Raw genomic sequence first — 21,319 nt, 5'->3', positions numbered from 1 at the left:
TCATCCTTTGTTTTTGAAATTTGAACGATAAGCGGGATGATGGCTTCAGAATATTTTTTTCCTGTCAAGAGAATCATTACTCAAACCCTTGCCAGATAAAGCCTCTAGAAGTTTGCATTGCTGGATTTTGGACTTAACGGGAAAAGTCAGGTTGAGCAATCCGTTCACTAGGGTAGCCATGGGATGGTAATGTCCGAAACCATCGAGGAAAATTAGCCCAAATCCCCTGGGGTAACTCTAAGGCGAGAATTTGAAGTAGCCCTAAAGCAATGGCATTAAGGTTAACAAAACGCTCAAAGGCTTCTACCTTGTTTAAAATCTGAGTCTGAACAGCTTGTGGATAGTCACTGAGGATAAGATTGCTGGGCCAGGTAGGTAAAGTAGGAAGACTCTTAAGCCAAAAACGATAGGCAAAGCTGCCCAAAAGATGGACTAATTGACGAAAAGTGACTTCAATCTTAAATCGGAGACCGTAAGCGGCAATAATCTCAGGTCCAGTCAAACAGAGATCAGTAGAAAGCAGAATCAGTCGTCGTCCGTTAGGCAATTGGGTCAGAACAAACTTGACGAGCTGATGGGGACTATCCCAGTGGAACTCAAAGCACTGATAAGAAACCGTGACTTGTTGACCATAGAGCCAGACTTTAGCTGTCGGAAAGTCCGCCGCCAGAGCGAACAGCTTTTCTAGTTTTATCGAACTCCCCCAAATCCGTGGTCGTCCTCTCCCCGTCAGCGTCGGCACGGAACAAAAGGGGGCATAGGCGACGGTGGAGCAACGCACTCTTGTGATTAGATGCAAGGCGTTCTGGCGAAAACTTTTGAGCACTGGTTCGCAAGCAAAATAAGCATCCAAAATTACATAACTCCCTGCCTCTGCGTAAGTAACACAAAGGTCAGCCATTTTTGTCACCAGGCTCGTCTTCACCTTTTTTTTGCCTTTTCCCTCCCCCTTCTCGGTTGCTTTGGACTTGATGCCATCGTCTAGCCGCAACACTAAGGGCAAGGCAAAGCAGGCTTTCCCTACTCCCACCAAAATACTCAAGGCATTGAAGTAATGACCCCTTATCCACTCTGGCTTGGACACATCTTCCGATTCTTGGTGTAGTCGTTTTACACCTGGCATCTTGCGTCCTTCTTTCCCCACTTTGATGCCATCACCCACATACACCCGTTTCCCTTTAATTCTGTATAGACTTTCATGCTGACTTAGCCACTTTGACCATTGTAAAGTTAGTCCTTCGACCCTAAACGCCTTGGAATCAAACCAATGTAGAGCCTGATTGTAGTAGCTCTCTGTTCAGCCAATGGCATTGACATAGCTAGTTATTGCGCTGGGTTGGCTGTTGAGCACTACTCCCCAGACTAACAGGATAAACCATTGGAACGTTGCTTCTCGGCTAAAGGCTGGACGGAGATTATTGAGGATTTGCTCTAGTCGCTGACATAGTTGCATAATTGATAGATAGCACTGGCTATCGATTTTCTTATATCAGCCAGTTTCGGACATAACGGCACTCTTTTGTATCGGATGTCCGATTTTCTTTTCTCCACTTACACGCCTCGAGAACTTCCCACTGTCCAGTTATCTATTATTTTTTCTGTTTTTTCTCTGGCATCATTCAATATTCCTATATCCGTTGGATATTTTATATCTGCTGGTGTACAAGTCGCATCTAACAATAACTTTCCTTCATTTTCTTTTTTTTCTGACGCTACACCCGTCGCTTTTTTTCTATTTCTTTATTAATTTTATTTATTAATTCCATTCCTATTTTTTTACGAAAATGAACCATCATTGACGCATTAAATGCTTCTTTGCTACTATAGCTTTCCATTCCTATAAAGTACTGTAAATAAGGGTTCTCTTTTATTTGTTCTACTGTTTCTCTGTCACTTTTTCCTGAAATTTCTTTGATAATTAATGCTCCTAATGCCATTCTAAATGATTTGGCTGGGGCTCCTTTTTTTTCTGTGAAGTTTTTTGCATATTCTTCCTCATATTCTTCCCAGGGAATCATTTTTGACATTTCTATCCAACGATTTTCTTCGTCTAACTGCCCGCCGAACAGATTTTTCAAGTTTTCTGGTGTTTCAATTGAGTACTGTCGCTTTCGGTACATCTGCTTTCTCTCTTCTTAATGCAATGGTTTTGAGGCATTCTACCCTATTTTCGTGCATTCTAGCGGTTCTTAATTCGCCTACTATTTTTCTCCGTAAAGGTTTCAGCTTTTTTCAGCAAGCCCTATTTAGTAAGGCTTTTGGCTTAAGTTGACACCAATGGAGACGGATACGAGCCTCAGCCGTCGTGAATCCCACATTCCGCAGGTAAGTCAAGAGACAAAGTAGTACTTTTGACATGAAGAGCCAAGAAAGGAAAGAATATGTTTGTGTTTGGAGGTCAAATTAACGATAGTTTGAATGCCGTCAATCTCTAACCAACGGATAAACAGAAAAGACTGAAAGACCCAAAGCAGAGTGGGAATGGCGGTCGGTTTACCCTTTTGATTAGGAATAGTCTGATGGGCAAGAGCCAAAGCCTGTCGTAGGCGACGTTGTGCCAAAGTATAAACCAATAAAGAGACAACCATAATCATCATCAAAGCCATAATGCGTTGAGGATTCTTGAGAAAAAGAGCAGAGGCAAAAAAGAAAGGGTCTTTGAGAAAGCGAAAGCCGCGCTCGGTGTTTTGTTGAGCCTTATATTCAGCCAACATCTGGTCGGGACTCAAAACCTGAGAATCAAGAACATTAGTAGCTAAAATAAAACGTCCAGCCCGTTTAGATGCGGCTTCCAAGCAAGAGGAATCAAGGCTTAATTGCCCAGTTAAGCGGTAATGAAAACCGAGAGGGGTAGCCCCTTGTTTCGGTCTTCCTCCCTTGGCATAGTAAGGAATAGTCTGAACCTCAACTTGACTGAGTTGATGATATACTTCAAACGTTCATAATCTGAGATTTATCAAAGCGTTGAAATCGTAAGGTGAGCAAAGAATCAAGCTCCTCCTTATATTTTACGTTAGCATCTTCAAGACATCCTGAAATTGCTGCAGAAAACTGCGTAAAATCTTCATAATATTTTGCGTATAAACACTTCTTCTTCACAAACTTCCACAGTCTTTCAATTAAATTCAAGTTAGGAGAATAAGGAGGTAAGTACAGTAACTCTATTCCTAATGATTCTGCCAACTCCTGCACAATTCGGCATTTTTGATAACGAGCATTGTCTAATACCAACGTAATCGGTATTAATAGTCCTAATTCTGCTATCTTTTCTAGGAGTTCACAAACCTGAGTTCCCGTAATATAAGAACTGTTCGTTACCATAATTACTTCATGGGTAATTGCATTTAATGCTCCTAACACATTAAAACGTTTTCTCCCTGATGGTGACTTAATAAAAATCCTTTTGAAGCACCATATAAAATTTACAAATGCTCCCATTACAAAATCAGAGGCATCTACAAAGAAAACTGCCCTTTTTCCTGCTTTTGCCTCTTCTAGCCTTGGTTCTAGCTCTTTTTTCCTATAGCTATCCTGAGCTTCTACATCTGCTTTTGATGGAATTGTTCCCACCTTTAGACACCTCATTCCTATTGACTTTAAAAATTTTCTGACTTGCGTTGGACTTCTTTTTATTCCCGTTAATTCTTCTATTCTTTTTACTGCTTCATTTATTCTTGCTGGTGGATTTGACTCAAAATATGCCTCAATTGTCCCTTGATGCTCTGTTAACTCGCTTTTCGGGCGATTAAATTTTATTTCTTTTAGTTTTTCTATCCCGCCCTCTTGATAATCACGGATATAGCTTGTCACCGTATTTACTGAAACTCCTGCGAATTGAGCAATTTTTTGATGAGATAATCCCTGACTTTTTAACCATAAAACTTCCATCTTTAGCTGTACTCTAGGATGCGGGTGATTAAACCGACCGTAAGACAACAGTCTTTTGTCTTCTTCCGTAAATTCTAACTTAATCATTTCTCAGCCTCTTGACTACTTTTTCTATTTTTACTATATTATCTCTTATTTTTAAAATTCGCAACTTGTGACCGTGTTCAGTATAGCTTAGAGGACAAGCAATCAGTTTGCGAGAACTGGAGATAGGAGAGGGTAATCTTTTGCCATAATAGAAGGATTGTTAACGGTCATTAAATCTATTTTCCATGAATGAAGTCTCAAATCTGCCTACGAACGTAAATAGTACTGAAGTTAAGTATGGTGAACGTCTGATTGAGTCTGGACAATTAATTACCTTTCCGAATCCGAGGGTTGGCCGTCGCTATGATGTCCATATTACCCTGCCCGAATTTACCTGTAAATGTCCTTTTTCGGGCTATCCTGATTTTGCCACCATTAATATCACCTACTGTCCAGATCAAACGGTTGTCGAGTTAAAGGCTCTGAAACTTTATATTAATCATTACCGCGATCGCTGTATTTCCCATGAAGAGGTTGTCAATGTGATCCTAGATGATTTTGTCGCGGCCTGCAATCCTCTATTTGTCAAAATCAAAGCAGACTTTAGTCCAAGGGGAAATGTGCATACAGTCATTGAAGTTCAACAGGAAAAAGCCAGTCTAAATTCCTTGGAAACAGCTTCTTGATAAGACCAATGACGAATCAATGGCAAGCCTTAAAACGTTTCGCGCCAGCTTTATTAGGATTATTATTGTTTGGTCTTTCCCTTTGGGCCATTCATCAGGAATTACATCGCTACGGCTGGCAAAATGTTTTAACAAGTCTCCAAAATATTCCTCGCAAACATCTGTTAGGGGCAGGCGTGCTGATGGTAATTAATTATATTTTCCTAACGGCCTATGACACCCTGGCAATAACTTATGTGGGAGAATCTTTACCCTATCTCAAAACAGGATTTGTGGGATTTGTGAGCTATGCCATTAGCAATAGTGTGGGATTAGCCTTACTCAGTAGTAGTGCTATTCGCTATCGTTTTTATAGCCAATGGGGTCTCTCCAATCGTACAATTGCTAGTATTATTGCCTTTTGTAATCTCAGTTTTTGGCTAGGTTTATTGACGGTGGGTGGGATTACGTTCCTCATTGATCCCCTACAGGTTCCCTCCTTTCTGCGGCTGCCTTTTGCTTCAGCCCATCCTTTAGGATTTATTTTCTTAACTCTTACTTTAGCTTATCTCTGGTTAAGTCTTTTAAGCCGTCAATCGCTCCAAATTGGGAAATGGCGTTTACCCCATGTTCCACTTTATCTTTCCCTTTGGCAAATTATCATTACGGCGATCGATTGGGGACTAGCCGCGGCCATTCTTTATATTCTTTTACCGAACCATTCCTCCCTCAGTTATCCTGGCTTTTTTGGTATTTATTTATTGGCTCAAATTGTTGGATTAATTAGTAATGTACCAGGAGGACTAGGCATCTTTGAAACAGTCATTTTATTGAGTTTAACCCCCCTTTTTTCCTCCGTACAACTGTTGGGAACATTATTAGCTTATCGAGTCATTTATTTTTGGATACCTCTTTTGTTAGCAACCCTAAGCCTTGGCTTCTATGAAGGTTTCCGACAAGTTCAAGCAAAATTGCATTCCTAAATTAAATCTTACTATTTATAACAGGGCATAATGATTAAGAACCATGATTAAACTTAAGGGGCTGCCACCAAAAGGACAACAGATTATTGTTTGGGGGTTGGCATTACCCTTGATGGTTTTAAATGGTTGGGTTTTAACCCTCATTATTGACTATTTCCAAGCTCCAATTCGCATTTTTGTAATTGCTAATTTGATTGCTTTTATCTTAGGTTATCCTGTGCGCTGGTTGCAACGTCATCCTCGTATTCAGCTATTACAAGCCGTTATTTTAGTCTTATCTGTTGCCTTTATTTTATTAGGATTAATTGCAATTACAGTTATTCCCTTATTAGCCACTCAAATTAATCAATTGTTACAAAGTCTGCCCCAATGGGGAGCCTCTAGCAGTCATCACTTAAAAGCCCTACATGATTGGTCTGTACAATGGCAATTACCAACCGATTTAAGCCAATTGGCAAATAAATTATCGGAGAAACTACCAGAACAGTTACAGTCCATTGTTGGGCAAGTATTAGGCTTTTTTATTGGGGCCGCTGGTGGTATTTTTGAAGCGGGTTTAATTATCATTATTGCGGTTTATTTATTGTTGCGGGGAAAAAGTTTTTGGGATGGTATTTTCCAGTGGTTTCCTCGACCTTGGCGACATCGGATTCGGCAAAGTTTGCGACGCAGTTTTCAAAATTATTATATTGGCCAAGCAACCGTAGCCACTTTATTAGGATTATCGTTAATTCTTACTTTTATTCTCTTTAATGTTCCCTTTGGTTTGTTGTTTGGATTAGTGATTGGCCTCATGGCCTTATTTCCCTTTGGGGGTGGGGTTAGTATTATTATCATTAGCTTTTTAGCAACGCTCAATAGTTTTTGGCTGGGAATAAAAGTCTTTATCATTGCCACTATCATCGATCAATTGGTGGAAAATGCGATCGCCCCTCGATTGCTAGGAAAATTTACAGGTGTTCATCCGGTCTGGGTCTTGTTGTCTTTATTAATTGGGGCTAAGGTGGCCGGTGTCCTCGGTGTTTTAATTGCCGTACCCTGTACCAGTTTTGTGAAAGAGATGTTAGATGGTCTGCAAAATAACGATGATTTAGTGAATAGTTGATAGTGAATAGTGAATAGTGAATAGTTGATAATTATCCATTCAAAAATTTTGGAGCTTACTATTATGGACGGAACCCATTCTTAATGGTGTGATAAGAGTCACCAAGAGGGCAATAGAGATGTTAGGATTTATAGGAGCGATCGCCTTCATAAACACTCAAACAAAGTGCGATCGCCTTCTCTAAATCTATTTTTAAGCAGCAATCAATTCAAATAGAATCAACAAAGATGATCAATAGCAAGCATTACCTTAACATCTTCTAAAGGAAATGATGGCTCATTTATCTGCTCATTTTTGGCTTGTCTTAGATCGTGCAAGTCTTCTAAATCTTCCAGCATAGTTTGGATTGCTATAAACTCTTCATAGGTTAGAACAACAAACTCTTTTTTACCATTTTTGATTAGAAATTCGGGATGTAATTCAAGCATTTTAGACTCCTGAAATCAATTGTAAACGTCTCGTCTATGTTTAATTTGATAGATGGTTAAAGTTTGTCCCTCAATACCGAATAGCACTCGGTAATTACCAACTCGTAAGCGATACTCTGGCGTAAAATTCGTTAATTTCTTAACATCTCCTTGTAGATCGTCCTTCAAAGCTTCAATCTTGGTTACAATTTTGATCTTTTCTGAGGTCGGTAACTTGTCTAGTGCTTTGATTGCTTTTGGCTGAAACTTAACTTGATATTTCACATTGAGAGTACCTTAAATGGGTCAAATAAGATGAGCTATAAGGGCCAAGTGAACTTCAACGCTCCTGCGGCTACCCTCTACAATATCGTAAATTTTAGACAAATCGGCAAGATTGCCATTTTCCTCTCCTATCCGAAAAAGCGATCGCCTTCATAAACACTCAAAAAAAGTGCGATCACCATTATAAACAGTCGGAAAAAACGCGATTATTGCTTTCGTCGTCGTCCTTAACTGGTTTTATTCATCAACTACAATTACTTGTTATGATACGCTAACATAGCCAACTCCCTACTTGATGAGCGTGGGTCTCAAAAATGTTGTCAAGGGTGATGATAATTTTGTCATGGCTGTCTGAACAAGCACTATAATAGAAAGCACATCAATCAAAAGGTCTTAGGTGATGGAACTTTCTTTTGTTATCAAAATGATTACTGGTATTACAGGGGTTGCAACTAATCCCGTCAAAAATAAGCTTGAGCGTAATACAGAAGTAATTAAGCTATTAAAGAAGTGTGATTTTGAGCCAGATCATCCTCCTGCTGATTTTGCGGGAGTTTATGCTTATTCTCTTGTTGAATATGGTGTTGGCAAACCTCAAGCTGTTTTGGAGTTATTTCAGCAAGATCAAATCCGCAAGGCTTTTCGAGAAGCATTTGAACAGAACGATTTTTCTATTTTAATTAGCGAAGGACAAGCATTTATAGATGGATATGCGCTCGGAGATGAAATAAAAGAAATTGGGATTAATCTACTACGAGAGTTTGCTTATTTTTTATCACATTTTTGGCATGTGACGGAAAGAACACGTACTCCAGCGGATGTAGTAAGGGATCAAAAGCTTGATGAGATACAGCGAGGTATTACAAGTTTACAAAATCAATTAGTCAGGCTTGAGAAACCAGAAGATATTTTACTAGCTCTAGCCCAACAATTGCAATATCTTCAGCCTACCACTAATATCAATTCAGGAAAAGTTAGAAAATTTATTCTCTCTCAGGAAATGAGATCATGGTTTACAGCTTTAAAATATGAGATAGAAAGCTATGATGTTCAGGACAATACATATTTTGAGTTAATTATTCGTATTCCAGGCAGACGAGGTTATGATCGTGTTCTAGTTCGTGGAGTTGAAGGGGAAGCAAAAGTCCCTGATGTTGAAGCTTTACAAAGGTCTGTAAAGGCACAAAAAACACAAGAGGGCTGGCTCGTAGCCCATCGTCGAATTAGTCCAGCCGCTCGTAATGAAGCAGATAAACCAGAAAATCAAGAGAAAATATTTTGCTATACCTTTGATGAACTTATAGATCAGGATGCTAATTTTAATGCGTATCTTGATTGGTTAGAAGCTGAAGTAACGCGAAAAGAAATTGATAAAATGTATGTTCCTTTAGCCTGCACTAAAGATGAATTTAATCTGATAACTAAAGAAAAGATTGCTGTTAGCAAATATGGAGAAAATGAGGGATGGATTGATGGCTATATTGATCGCTGGTTAGGTGATCCATCAAAGGAACATATTTCAATATTGGGTGAATTTGGCACAGGAAAAACCTGGATAACTTTACATTATGCTTGGACAGCGTTACAAAAATATAAAACTGCAAAAGAACAAGGTATTGAAAGACCCCGTATTCCTTTGGTTATTCCTCTGCGAGATTATGCCAAGGCAGTGAGTATAGAATCATTATTCTCGGAATTTTTCTTTCGTAAATATGAAATTCCTTTGCCTAGTTATTCTGCTTTTGAACAACTAAATCGTATGGGGAAACTGCTCCTCATTTTTGATGGTTTTGATGAGATGGCAGACAGAGTAGATGAACAAAAAATGATTAATAATTTCTGGGAACTGGCGAGAGTTGTTGTCCCTGGTTCAAAAGCTATTTTAACCAGTCGGACTGAACATTTTCCAGAAGCTAAATCAGGACGTGCATTGCTCAATGCAGAATTAAAAGCCTCTATTTCTGCTCTAACAGGTGAACCTCCACAATTTGAAGTAGTGGAATTAGAGAAGTTTAATGATGAGCAAATTCGTCAAGTTTTATCTTTACGAACTAATGATTCTGTTGTAGAAGAGATAATGGGAAATCCTCAATTATTGGATTTAGCTCGTCGTCCAGTAATGACCGAATTAATCTTAGAAGCATTGCCAGAGATTGAAGCAGGTAAACCCATTGATATGTCTCGCATTTATCTCTATGCAGTCAAGGAGAAAATGAAGCGGGATATTAAAGCAGAAAGGACTTTTACATCACTAGCTGACAAACTTTATTTTCTTTGTGAATTATCATGGGAAATGCTTTCTACGGATCAGATGAGTCTCAATTATCGGCTTTTTCCTGACCGCTTACGCCGTTTATTTGGACACGCTGTACAAGAGGAGAAAAATCTTGATCATTGGCATTATGACATGATGGGTCAAACAATGCTTATTCGTAATGCAGATGGTGATTATACGCCTGCTCATCGTTCACTATTAGAATTTTTTGTCGCCTACAAATTTGCTGCTGAACTAGGAGTATTAGCTCCAGATTTTTTGGAGTTAGCCAAAGAACAATCAGGCTTAAATCAAGAGCAATCATCTAAATATACTTGGTCATCTTATTTTCATCGTCAATGTAACGAAAAGGGATTCGTTAATTCTATTCCACCGTTGGACGAATTTCTTCCAGAGAATTTTGATTTGATAGTTGAAACAATTGGTAAAGAACCATTAATGGGCAATAAATCCAATTTTGATGATCAAGGCGAATCTGCGATTATTTCTCTAATCAGAAATATGCTTTCCTCTGACAAGGAAATGGTCAAAGAACGATTATTATCAATTATCAAACAGACACGCAATCAACCTTTAAGTCAAGTGGGATCAATCGGTGGTAATGTTGCAACTATTTTGACTACCTATAATAAAAACGCATTAATTGGGCAAGATTTATATGGCGTGGATTTAAGTTTTGTTCATTTGCCATCTGCTGATCTATCAGGATGTAACTTAGAATTTGCCAATCTTAGCAATGCTGTCTTTGGTGAAAATTGTTTAATGATTAATACTAAAATGCAAGGCTGTCAATTTAAAAATGTTCATTTTTATGACATGAATGGATGGTTTGTTGGGACTTCAATAAGTTTAAATCAAAAATCATTAAATAAATTAAATGCGTTTTCAATACCCCTTCCATACATTTTATTTATCTATCCAGGTGATGATTATATTTATAAAAGCGATTTTGATGATAATCTTATTTATCCGAGAGACAACGAAATAATAATTGCTTACATAAAGGAAGATAAATCTATAAAGTGGCAGAAAAAGATTAATTCCGTATTTATTTTGAAATATAAAAAAGATGGTGATTTAATCCATATTCTTACTATTGAAGGAGAAATTATCAGTATTGATACTCAACCAGATGGACTTCTTGGAACTCAAGGAAATGAGTTTCTAAAAACTTGGCGTAATGCGGACTTTAAAGGTGTAACAGGTTTGACTAATCGTGATTTGTATGTTCTAAAAATATTAGGAGCAATTAACTTACCTGATACTTCTTACGATCCACAAAAGGATGCAAACATAAATCGCAAGTTAAGACATCAATTTGAAGACGATATGGAACCAGAGAATATGGACTGATTTAGTATCGAAATTCTAAATAATTTTTGGCGTATAAGTATGACTGCCATTTGAACGGGTCGCCAGCTTGGGATTTCGGTAGTCTCTTCAGGAGTTTTAACTAAGTCCTGGCTCAGTTGTTCTAAACGTGTCTGGGAGATCGCCTCTCGCTCGATTGCCATTAAATCAAATAAAGCCGCAATAGATTTGGCATTGGACTCGATTAATTGTTTCAATTGATCATCAGTCATAATAATTACAGAGAATTATTTCATCAATATTGATCACTTGTTTCTCATCGCATTAGACTTATTGCAAATTTAAAAAAGTCACCCTTTCAAATGAGGATTCAGAGGGATAAAACCGCTTCAAAAAAGTCTCCTTTTTCAAGAGAGATTTAGGGGGATAAAATTGCGATCGCTCTCTAAAAAATCAAAAATCAAGTTAACATTTCTGCTCCAATTATCTTCTCATAACGCCGTTGTAACTCCCCTTGCAAAATCGGAAAATCAGCCAAACTGGCATCAGTTTTAATCATATTTTCTGCCGCTTCCCTTGCCAATAATAAAATTTCCTGATCCTCTACTAAACTCGCTAAGGCAAAATCTGGTAAACCCGATTGACGAGTGCCTAAAACTTCACCAGGCCCGCGCAAACGTAAATCCATTTCAGAGATAAAAAATCCATCTTGAGACTGTTCTAAAACACTTAAACGTTGACGGGCATCGGGATTTTTACTATTAGTCATTAATAAACAATAGGAAGAATGTTCACCGCGACCTACACGACCACGTAATTGATGTAATTGCGATAAACCAAAACGTTCCGCATTTTCAATTAACATTACTGTTGCATTGGGAACATCAACCCCCACTTCAATCACTGTGGTAGAAACAATAATTTGGGTTTGATTATCTCGAAATGAATTTAATACTGTATCCTTATCGGCTGAACTCATGCGACCATGTAACAAACCAATTTGAAAGTTGGGAAACACTGTTTCTGATAAATATTGATGTTCATCTACAGCGGCCTTTAAATCTAATTTTTCAGATTGTTCAATGGTCGGAAAAATAATATAAATCTGTCGCCCCTGAGCTACTTCTCGCCGAATCAAATCATAGACCTGTTGCCGTTCTTTCGGTGTTAAAACCGTCGTTTGAATCGGTTGACGACCTGGGGGTAATTCATCAATTTGACTCACATCTAAATCCCCATGTAAGGTTAAGGCCATGGTACGAGGAATGGGAGTTGCCGTCATAGTTAAAACGTGGGGAGCTTCGCCTTTTGCTAACAGTTTTGCCCGTTGTTGTACCCCAAAGCGATGTTGTTCATCAATCACCACTAAGCCTAACCGATTAAAATTAACCTTATCTTGAATGAGGGCATGGGTTCCCACTAATAATGGTAATTCTCCTGTTTCTAATTGCGTATGAATTTCACGACGTTTTTTAACTCTTGTCGAACCTGTTAATAATTCCACAGGTAAATAAAGCAGATTAAACCATTGCACTAATTTACGATAATGTTGTTCGGCTAAAACTTCCGTTGGAGCCATAAAAGCGGCCTGATAACCTGACTGCAAAGCGGCTAAAACGGCAAATACTCCAACAACAGTTTTTCCAGACCCCACATCTCCCTGTACGAGACGATTCATGGGAGTAGAATTTTTTAAATCTTCTAAAATTTCTTGGACAACTCGCTGTTGAGCATTGGTTAATTTGAAAGGTAAAAGTTGATTAAACTTTTCAATTAATTCACCACTAGGGGTGAACACAACACTTTTTTCTGTGGCTTTTTGAATATATTTTCTTTGTAAAAAACCGAGTTGCAAATAGAAAAATTCATCGAAAACTAATCGTCGTCGAGCTAAGGTTAAACTATCATTGTCATCGGGAAAATGAATCTGAGCGATCGCGGTTTTTAAATCTATTAAGTCATACTTTTTTTGAATGGCGGGAGGTAAAGCATCTTCTAATTGGGAAACTGCCCCTAGAGCAATAACCACACATTTTCGCAGTAAGTCAATGGGAACGCCTTCAGTGAGGGGATAAACGGGCAGAACGCGACCAATATTAAGGGATTCAACGGGCGAATTAGGGTCTTCTAGAATTTCAATAGAGGGATTATCTAAGGTTAGCCCAAATTTATTTTCTTTAACTAATCCTGAAGCCGCGATCGCAGTTCCTGGGGGATAACGTTTTTTTTGACCTTCTTGATAGGCTTTACTGGTAAAACGATTCCCCGCTAAAAAGCGACTGAGTTTAATGCGTCCTGTTTGATCCCGTATGATCATTTCAAAAATAGCTAGTTTGGGATTTTTAGGACTATTAAAAATATTAAATTTGACCACACGACCGATAAGCGTAACCGTATCCCCTGCTTTTAATTCGACAATGCTTTTTTGTTGGGCATAATCAATATAATCTCTGGGAAAATAAAAGAGTAAATCCCGAACAGTTTGTAAGTTTAAATAGGCTAAGGTTTTCGCTCGATAAGTGCCAATATCCTCGACTTCTTTTAATAGTTGATCCAAGGCGATCGCTTTATTGCTAATCGGTAGGGGAGCAGGCGGTTTATTTTCGACTTCCCGAACGACGGTTTTAGGCGCATTAGGTGTTTCGAGATTTTGGCGTAATTCGTGCAGAAAACGACGAGTTGTGGCAACGAGGGATTGTCTTTCTTCGAGGGTTTGTTGACTGTAATCGCTAAATTTGACCGCTAATTCTTGCCAACGATGACGAAGGCGGGCGGGAGTACCAGGCGGCGGTGATTGTCCCAAGGTTAAACACAAAAATTCACTAAAACGATATTGATTGCCTTGCAAGTCAGTAAAACCCCGCTCTGCTTCCACAGAGAGAGCTTTTTGGAGTCGTAGCCAGTCGGGGCGATCGCGTTCTGTCACAAGGGGCAAAGGTGGAGGACAATTTCTATGATAATTGCAGAGGTTGGGAAGGCGGGGAATTTGTCTATAATGGGTTAGACAAGTAATTTTTGGCGATCGCCGATGTCTCAAGACCTTATTACCAATCTCTATAATGCGTTTGATCCTGATAAGGCTCTGCCTGCGGGTGATCCTGTTTATGTTGACTTAAAAGCAGTGCGGGGAGACAGTGATATTATTCGGGATTTTGGCCATAAAATTCTGCGATCGCCTAATCGAAATACTTGTCAACTTTATGTCGGTCATCGGGGCGGCGGTAAATCAACAGAATTATTGCGATTAAAAGCAGAGTTAGAAAAGCAGGGCTGTTTTGTCGTTTATTTTGCGGCAGATGAAGGAGATATTGATAAAGAAGATGCCCAATACACAGATATTTTAATTGCTTGTACTCGTCATTTATTGGAGCAGTTAAAAAATGCTAATCCTCAACCTTTATTAACTTGGTTATCTGATAGGCAGAAAGATTTACAAGAGTTAGCGTTTACAGAAATTCGCTTTGATGATCTGAAGTTAGAGACGGCGATCGGACTATTTGGTAAATTATCTTCAACGATTCGAGCAATTCCCAATGAACGAACGAAAATTCGCGCTAAATTAGACCCTCATACGGTTACTTTGCTGAGTGCCTTAAATGAATTTATTGGGGATGGAAAGCGGTATTTACCAACCGATCAATCGCAATTAGTGGTGATTGTGGATAATTTAGACCGCATTGTGCCAATGAATCGAACGAATAATCGCACAAACCATGAGGAGATTTTTATTGATCGAGCTAATCAATTAAAGGGATTAGATTGTCACGTTATTTATACCATTCCTATTTCAATGGTCTATTCTTCTCGTGTTTCAGATTTGCGAGATATTTATGATAATGATCCCTTAGTTTTGCCGATGATTATGGTGGAAATGCCTGATAATCAAAAGATTTGTGATGAAGGGATGAAACAGCTTAAAGAATTGATTGCTCGTCGTGTGCGGAAGTATGCACCAACCCAACCTTTAGAAACTAATGTTTTTCAAAGCATGGAAGTTTTAGAGAAACTATGTTTAATGAGTGGGGGACATATTCGTAATCTGATGTTATTGATTCGTTCGGCGTTTGATCATATTGAAAATCTACCGATTACCAAACAAGCAGCAAAGCTTTCTATTACTCAAGCGAGGGAGATTTATCATCGCACAGTAGAAGATGATCAATGGAATTTATTAGTAGAGGTTTATAAAACTGGACAGTGCGAAGTTTATGGATGCCAGATAAGGTAATAACTATGCGGCCAAAGTAAGCATATCAGGGCTTGGGGAAGAGGCAAGTTTAGCGGCAAGGAATTTAGGCAAAAGCAGACTGAGTGGACTTTGAGGAAAAATCATTTGGGCTTGATGTTGGAGGGCTAGTTGAGCGATCCGTTCACTAGGGTAGCCATGGGATGGTAGTCATCCGTGTCAACTTAAAGGAATGGGTTCCCAAATTTGTTGATTGAGAGCGGCCTTTTCTCGATGTCGCTTTCTCTCAGCTTTGACCAAACCAAATAACTTAGCACGTTCAGCCAGATAGGTTACTGTATCAGGCTTTTCTACTCTATACTGAACACGGTCACAAGTTGCGAATTTTAAAAATAAGAGATAATATAGTAAAAATAGAAAAAGTAGTCAAGAGGCTGAGAAATGATTAAGTTAGAATTTACGGAAGAAGACAAAAGACTGTTGTCTTACGGTCGGTTTAATCACCCGCATCCTAGAGTACAGCTAAAGATGGAAGTTTTATGGTTAAAAAGTCAGGGATTATCTCATCAAAAAATTGCTCAATTCGCAGGAGTTTCAGTAAATACGGTGACAAGCTATATCCGTGATTATCAAGAGGGCGGGATAGAAAAACTAAAAGAAATAAAATTTAATCGCCCGAAAAGCGAGTTAACAGAGCATCAAGGGAAAATTGAGGCATATTTTGAGTCAAATCCACCAGCAAGAATAAATGAAGCAGTAAAAAGAATAGAAGAATTAACGGGAATAAAAAGAAGTCCAACGCAAGTCAGAAAATTTTTAAAGTCAATAGGAATGAGGTGTCTAAAGGTGGGAACAATTCCATCAAAAGCAGATGTAGAAGCTCAGGATAGCTATAGAGAAAAAGAGCTAGAACCAAGGCTAGAAGAGGCAAAAGCAGGAAAAAGGGCAGTTTTCTTTGTAGATGCCTCTCATTTTGTAATGGGAGCATTTGTAAATTTTATATGGTGCTTCAAAAGGATTTTTATTAAGTCACCATCAGGGAGAAAACGTTTTAATGTGTTAGGAGCATTAAATGCAATTACCCATGAAGTAATTATGGTAACGAACAGTTCTTATATTACGGGAACTCAGGTTTGTGAACTCCTAGAAAAGATAGCAGAATTAGGACTATTAATACCGATTACGTTGGTATTAGACAATGCTCGTTATCAAAAATGCCGAATTGTGCAGGAGTTGGCAGAATCATTAGGAATAGAGTTACTGTACTTACCTCCTTATTCTCCTAACTTGAATTTAATTGAAAGACTGTGGAAGTTTGTGAAGAAGAAGTGTTTATACGCAAAATATTATGAAGATTTTACGCAGTTTTCTGCAGCAATTTCAGGATGTCTTGAAGATGCTAACGTAAAATATAAGGAGGAGCTTGATTCTTTGCTCACCTTACGATTTCAACGCTTTGATAAATCTCAGATTATGAACGTTTGAAGTATAGCAATAGCCTTCGCTACATAGTATAGACTCCGAAACACCATCTCTACTGAGATTTTTTCTTTCGGTTGATTTAGAGCAATCGCCACTTCCCCTACCAATTGATTTAAGACCGTATAGCCCACATTCCGCAGGTAAGTCAAGAGACAAAGTAGTACTTTTGACATGAAGAGCCAAGAAAGGAAAGAATATGTTTGTGTTTGGAGGTCAAATTAACGATAGTTTGAATGCCGTCAATCTCTAACCAACGGATAAACAGAAAAGACTGAAAGACCCAAAGCAGAGTGGGAATGGCGGTCGGTTTACCCTTTTGATTAGGAATAGTCTGATGGGCAAGAGCCAAAGCCTGTCGTAAGCGACGTTGTGCCAAAGTATAAACCAATAAAGAGACAACCATAATCATCATCAAAGCCATAATGCGTTGAGGATTCTTGAGAAAAAGAGCAGAGGCAAAAAAGAAAGGGTCTTTGAGAAAGCGAAAGCCGCGCTCGGTGTTTTGTTGAGCCTTATATTCAGCCAACATCTGGTCGGGACTCAAAACCTGAGAATCAAGAACATTAGTAGCTAAAATAAAACGTCCAGCCCGTTTAGATGCGGCTTCCAAGCAAGAGGAATCAAGGCTTAATTGCCCAGTTAAGCGGTAATGAAAACCGAGAGGGGTAGCCCCTTGTTTCGGTCTTCCTCCCTTGGCATAGTAAGGAATAGTCTGAACCTCAACTTGACTGAGTTGATGATAAGTCAAGGTTTTTGGCCAGAGTTGAGCCTCAGTAAGAGCATCGGCCTCACAAGCAAAATTCTGTCCACAAAGTTTCTGCCATTCTTTTTTGACAACTTTATCGGCTTTCTCAATTTTTTGACTTATAGCTTTATTATCGGACTGGAGACGTTGAGCACTTTCGACCACAAGCCATCGTTGCTGTTCACCCCCATATTCCGAAGCCCTCACTTGCCAACGATAACCGTCCTGTTCACCCTGCTGCCATTGGTCTTCTGATATATTTGCCAAAGTCTCAGTGGCTTCTTTCAGAGGGACACGACTTAACCATTGAATTGACCTCGCCATGCCCACATTTTCCGCCGTATAAAAAGCTCCATCAATCGCCGATAAACCTTCCATATTCAACGTTTCTTGACAGTCTTTGATTATCTGGGGAAACACCTTTTTGTCCGATTCATTGCCATCTCCTAATTGGGGCTTGCTGAAAAAGTCAAAAAACGAAAGAAATGTGGGTTAGGGAAGTATGGACTGAAAAAGCATAGATAACTTATCCTTATGGAAACAAATCAAAATACAGATTTTGTTTAATCTATTGTTCCTTTCTGTCTAAAAAGGTCAACACAAATCACTCCTCACAAAAGAGAGGAAAATTAACACCATTTTTCACAAGAAAAACGACTCTACAACTTTTTACTTTTTGTCTTCTGAAGTAGAGTAGAAAGATTCATTACCAAAAAGTTCATCGCAATTACCGTTTCCGAGGTCTCAGGTAGTTTGGCCATCACTCGACCAAGACTAAATTTCCTCTTTCCCTGTCCGAATTTACCCTCAATGGCATTACGCACTCTTTCATCTGAGCGTGCCTCTTTCTTTTTTTCTTTGCTCACCTCTTTCGGCGGTCTTCCCAATCGGGGACCACTCATTCTTATATCCCTTTCTTTACAATAAGCTCGATTCGCTTTTGTTCGATAGATTTTATCCACATGAACCGATTCCGGATAACATCCTGTTTCCCTTTTATATTCTTCTATTCGCGCTTGTAAATCTCCCGATTCGTTGTAATTATCCCAACTTAATTTGTCTAAGAAGACAAAGCCATTCACATTACTTGCCGATATTTTAGCTCCAAACTCTACTGCTTTTCCCGCTTTTCCACGCACTATTGGACGCACGTGAGGTTGGCTTACACTCACAATTCTGTTTTCTACTTTATTTGTCTTTTTTTCATACATTTCTAACTGTTGCTCATACACTTTTCCTATCGTTACAAGCTCTTCTTGCTCTTTTTTCGTTAGTTTTTCTAACTTTGCTCCCTCTTCTATCATTTTTTCTATATCAGACAAGTTTCTTTTTATATATCCTAGTTGTTTTTTTGTTCCTTTTCTTCTTTCTTTTTTTGACACACGACGTTTTTTTGCTATGGCTAAGTACTCTTTTCTTGCCACTTCCCTATAAGTCCTCGGCTTTTCTTTCCTTTTCTCTTTTATTTCTTCATACAGCTTATCTATTATTTTTTCTGTTTTTTCTCTGGCATCATTCAATATTCCTATATCCGTTGGATATTTTATATCTGCTGGTGTACAAGTCGCATCTAACAATAACTTTCCTTCATTTTCTTTTTTTTCTGACGCTACACCCGTCGCTTTTTTTTCTATTTCTTTATTAATTTTATTTATTAATTCCATTCCTATTTTTTTACGAAAATGAACCATCATTGACGCATTAAATGCTTCTTTGCTACTATAGCTTTCCATTCCTATAAAGTACTGTAAATAAGGGTTCTCTTTTATTTGTTCTACTGTTTCTCTGTCACTTTTTCCTGAAATTTCTTTGATAATTAATGCTCCTAATGCCATTCTAAATGATTTGGCTGGGGCTCCTTTTTTTTCTGTGAAGTTTTTTGCATATTCTTCCTCATATTCTTCCCAAAGAATCATTTTTGACATTTCTATCCAACGATTTTCTTCGTCTAACTGCCCGCCGAACAGATTTTTCAAGTTTTCTGGTGTTTCAATTGAGTACTGTTGCTTTCGGTACATCTGCTTTCTCTCTTCTTAATGCAATGGTTTTGAGGCATTCTACCCTATTTTCGTGCATTCTAGCGGTTCTTAATTCGCCTACTATTTTTCTCCGTAAAGGTCTCAGCTTTTTTCAGCAAGCCCTATGTAGCGAAGGCTATTGCTAGAGGAGAAAAGCCTGATACAGTAACCTATCTGGCTGAACGTGCTAAGTTATTTGGTTTGGTCAAAGCTGAGAGAAAGCGACATCGAGAAAAGGCCGCTCTCAATCAACAAATTTGGGAACCCATTCCTTTAAGTTGACACGGATGGATTGAGATAAGCACATCGTAGCCGAAGAATACGAGAAACATTATGAAGATGCCAACGTGCTCCCGACAATTTAACCCTAGCTCCCACCTGTTTAATCTTAGACTCCACATCACCAGAACCAATCACAATACCAAGCTGTTGATAGTATTGGTAATCAGGGATACGCTGATAATGCTTCGTCAAATAGGCTTGAAAATTCTTTGCCCTCTTGCTTTTGACTCCATCAAACGCATCTATTGCCCTGACTTTTCCCGTTAAGTCCAAAATCCAGCAATGCAAACTTCTAGAGGCTTTATCTGGCAAGGGTTTGAGTAATGATTCTCTTGACAGGAAAAAAATATTCTGAAGCCATCATCCCGCTTATCGTTCAAATTTCAAAAACAAAGGATGAAGGGAGTATGAGACTGTAAAATGGAGAAAATCTTAAAGGGCAGGTCAAAAAATGTTGGAATGGTGGACAAAAAACTTTGCCAGTTGTGAATTGGGAGACGAGAGGCTAAACAATCGTGCCTTCTCGATTGGGAAAAAGTTAAGTGAGGGGTTTGGAAAAGCCTTATCAGAAGTGTTTAAGGGAGGAAACGAGTTAAAGAGGGCCTATGAATTTTTGGGAATCCGAAAACAGACTTTGTCAAGATAATAGAGCCGCACTGTGAAATGACAACTGCCGCCGTAGAAGAATATAAGATAATGCTATCAGTCGGAGATACGACCTTCTTAGATTATCGCAATATCAAGGAAAAAAGGGAAGGGTATGGGCCGACTGGAAAAGGAGGGAATGGATTAATACTGCATAGTGCTTTAGCAATTGAGCCAGAAAAAGGACAAGTATTAGGTTTATTATGGCAAAAACTGTGGAATAGGGAGGTAAAAGAAAAGCCCCCAACAGATGAAACGGCGAAGCAGAAAAAAGAAAGACAGAAAGAACAAAGAAAAGCAGCTCGTCAAAGACCATTTGAGGAAAAAGAATCCTACAAATGGGTAGAGGCTCTAAACACCTGTGAGAAACAGGTAGAAAGTTCAACGAGGGTAATTCATGTATTTGACAGAGAAGGAGATGTTTCAGAAGTCTTTGACTCAGTGCGTCAACTCAAGCATACAGGAGTGCTGGTCAGAGCGTCTCATAATCGTAGTTTAGACAAAAATAGTGAACGACTTTGGCAACATTTGGAATCAGAACCGATTCGTTTTCATCAAGAAATCGAGATTCCGAGTACAGGAAAAAGAAAAGCACGGAAGGTTAAGCTTGCCGTCCGATTTTGCTCAGTTAATCTACGAACTCCCTATCGTTTTGATAATCGTGACCCGTTGAATGTCTATGCTGTTTATGCGACAGAAATCGATTGTCCCGAAGGCGAAACTCCTTTATCTTGGATGCTTCTGACTACAGAAGTTGTTGAGACTATTGAGATGGCTGTCACTATTCTTCGTTGGTACACCTACCGATGGCGGGTTGAAGAATTTCATAAAGTCCTTAAGTCTGGTTGTCAGAGTGAGCGTTATCGACTTGCCTCTGATGGAATGAAAACTCTTTTGGGTTTTTTAAGTGTCATTGCTGTTGAACTTTTACACGTTACTTAGGGCTTGCTGAAAAAGTCAAAAAACGAAAGAAATGTGGGTTAGGGAAGTATGGACTGAAAAAGCATAGATAACT

General features: G+C 38.8%; 16 protein-coding genes and 4 pseudogenes. 8 read left to right on the top strand and 12 right to left on the bottom strand.

From position 1 onward, the window contains the following. Nucleotides 1-133: 133 nt before the first annotated feature. From KA717_21450 to KA717_21430, 5 genes and pseudogenes are all read right to left on the bottom strand, one after another. Nucleotides 134-1,168, bottom strand: coding sequence for a transposase (locus KA717_21450; GenBank protein UXE58603.1), 1,035 nt, complete (start codon nucleotides 1,166-1,168; stop codon nucleotides 134-136). A 129-nt stretch (nucleotides 1,169-1,297) separates the two neighbouring features. After that, entirely contained in the window at nucleotides 1,298-1,453 is a 156-nt protein-coding gene (locus KA717_21445; protein ID UXE58602.1) for a hypothetical protein, read from the bottom strand. Between the two features lie 128 nt (nucleotides 1,454-1,581). Then, nucleotides 1,582-2,120: pseudogene (locus tag KA717_21440) on the bottom strand (transposase). A 210-nt stretch (nucleotides 2,121-2,330) separates the two neighbouring features. Further along, nucleotides 2,331-2,894 (bottom strand): IS1634 family transposase, encoded by a 564-nt coding sequence (locus KA717_21435; GenBank protein UXE64745.1) that lies wholly within the window; start codon nucleotides 2,892-2,894, stop codon nucleotides 2,331-2,333. A 37-nt stretch (nucleotides 2,895-2,931) separates the two neighbouring features. Next, the gene (locus KA717_21430; GenBank protein ID UXE58601.1) at nucleotides 2,932-3,975 is read right to left on the bottom strand and encodes an IS630 family transposase; all 1,044 of its coding nucleotides are present in this window, start codon (nucleotides 3,973-3,975) and stop codon (nucleotides 2,932-2,934) included. 185 nt (nucleotides 3,976-4,160) lie between these two features. Between KA717_21430 and queF the strand changes: the two genes are divergently transcribed. Genes queF through KA717_21415 form a run of 3 tightly spaced genes read left to right on the top strand, consistent with a single transcriptional unit; the run spans nucleotide 4,161 to nucleotide 6,668 of the window. Beyond that, nucleotides 4,161-4,601, top strand: a complete 441-nt coding sequence (queF, locus tag KA717_21425; protein ID UXE58600.1) for a preQ(1) synthase — start codon at nucleotides 4,161-4,163, stop codon at nucleotides 4,599-4,601. A gap of 8 nt (nucleotides 4,602-4,609) precedes the next feature. Then, entirely contained in the window at nucleotides 4,610-5,563 is a 954-nt protein-coding gene (locus tag KA717_21420; GenBank protein UXE58599.1) for a lysylphosphatidylglycerol synthase domain-containing protein, read from the top strand. 43 nt (nucleotides 5,564-5,606) lie between these two features. Further along, on the top strand, nucleotides 5,607-6,668 hold the full coding sequence (locus tag KA717_21415; GenBank protein ID UXE58598.1) for an AI-2E family transporter: 1,062 nt from the start codon (nucleotides 5,607-5,609) through the stop codon (nucleotides 6,666-6,668). Nucleotides 6,669-6,886: 218 nt separating this feature from the next. Here the strand turns inward: KA717_21415 and KA717_21410 are convergent, their stop codons facing one another. Further along, nucleotides 6,887-7,096: a hypothetical protein gene (locus KA717_21410; GenBank protein ID UXE58597.1), complete on the bottom strand. Its 210-nt coding sequence runs from the start codon at nucleotides 7,094-7,096 to the stop codon at nucleotides 6,887-6,889. Between the two features lie 15 nt (nucleotides 7,097-7,111). Beyond that, nucleotides 7,112-7,360: a type II toxin-antitoxin system RelE/ParE family toxin gene (locus tag KA717_21405; protein ID UXE58596.1), complete on the bottom strand. Its 249-nt coding sequence runs from the start codon at nucleotides 7,358-7,360 to the stop codon at nucleotides 7,112-7,114. Between the two features lie 400 nt (nucleotides 7,361-7,760). On the opposite strand from KA717_21405, the gene KA717_21400 reads away from it, so the two are divergent. Then, on the top strand, nucleotides 7,761-10,988 hold the full coding sequence (locus KA717_21400; protein ID UXE58595.1) for a pentapeptide repeat-containing protein: 3,228 nt from the start codon (nucleotides 7,761-7,763) through the stop codon (nucleotides 10,986-10,988). 418 nt (nucleotides 10,989-11,406) lie between these two features. On the opposite strand, the gene recG is transcribed toward KA717_21400, so the two are convergent. Beyond that, nucleotides 11,407-13,881 (bottom strand): ATP-dependent DNA helicase RecG, encoded by a 2,475-nt coding sequence (gene recG, locus KA717_21395; GenBank protein UXE58594.1) that lies wholly within the window; start codon nucleotides 13,879-13,881, stop codon nucleotides 11,407-11,409. Between the two features lie 93 nt (nucleotides 13,882-13,974). Here recG and KA717_21390 point away from each other — a divergent pair, with 93 nt between their 5' ends. Both KA717_21390 and KA717_21385 read left to right on the top strand, forming a co-directional pair. Beyond that, the gene (locus tag KA717_21390) at nucleotides 13,975-15,174 is read left to right on the top strand and encodes an ATP-binding protein (protein UXE58593.1); all 1,200 of its coding nucleotides are present in this window, start codon (nucleotides 13,975-13,977) and stop codon (nucleotides 15,172-15,174) included. Between the two features lie 399 nt (nucleotides 15,175-15,573). Next, nucleotides 15,574-16,617, top strand: a complete 1,044-nt coding sequence (locus KA717_21385; GenBank protein UXE58592.1) for an IS630 family transposase — start codon at nucleotides 15,574-15,576, stop codon at nucleotides 16,615-16,617. On the opposite strand, the gene KA717_21380 is transcribed toward KA717_21385, so the two are convergent. The 4 genes and pseudogenes from KA717_21380 to KA717_21365 all read right to left on the bottom strand — a co-directional run bounded on the left by KA717_21380 (nucleotide 16,599) and on the right by KA717_21365 (nucleotide 19,833). Continuing rightward, entirely contained in the window at nucleotides 16,599-16,763 is a 165-nt protein-coding gene (locus KA717_21380; protein UXE58591.1) for a hypothetical protein, read from the bottom strand. The genes KA717_21385 and KA717_21380 overlap by 19 nt on opposite strands. Further along, nucleotides 16,760-17,779, bottom strand: coding sequence for an IS1634 family transposase (locus tag KA717_21375; GenBank protein ID UXE58590.1), 1,020 nt, complete (start codon nucleotides 17,777-17,779; stop codon nucleotides 16,760-16,762). Before KA717_21375 ends, KA717_21380 begins: the two co-directional genes overlap by 4 nt. 260 nt (nucleotides 17,780-18,039) lie before the next feature. After that, a pseudogene (locus KA717_21370) lies at nucleotides 18,040-19,377 on the bottom strand (IS5 family transposase). Nucleotides 19,378-19,650: 273 nt separating this feature from the next. Further along, nucleotides 19,651-19,833: pseudogene (locus KA717_21365) on the bottom strand (ISKra4 family transposase). A 277-nt stretch (nucleotides 19,834-20,110) separates the two neighbouring features. On the opposite strand from KA717_21365, the gene KA717_21360 reads away from it, so the two are divergent. Further along, nucleotides 20,111-20,305 (top strand): transposase, encoded by a 195-nt coding sequence (locus KA717_21360; protein UXE58589.1) that lies wholly within the window; start codon nucleotides 20,111-20,113, stop codon nucleotides 20,303-20,305. 17 nt (nucleotides 20,306-20,322) lie between these two features. Continuing rightward, nucleotides 20,323-21,243: pseudogene (locus KA717_21355) on the top strand (IS4 family transposase). The last annotated feature ends 76 nt before the right edge of the window (nucleotides 21,244-21,319 follow it).

It is taken from the genome of Woronichinia naegeliana WA131 (assembly GCA_025370055.1).
Classification (GTDB): Bacteria; Cyanobacteriota; Cyanobacteriia; order Cyanobacteriales; family Microcystaceae; genus Woronichinia; species Woronichinia naegeliana.
This window is presented reverse-complemented; position numbering and strand designations above follow the sequence as displayed.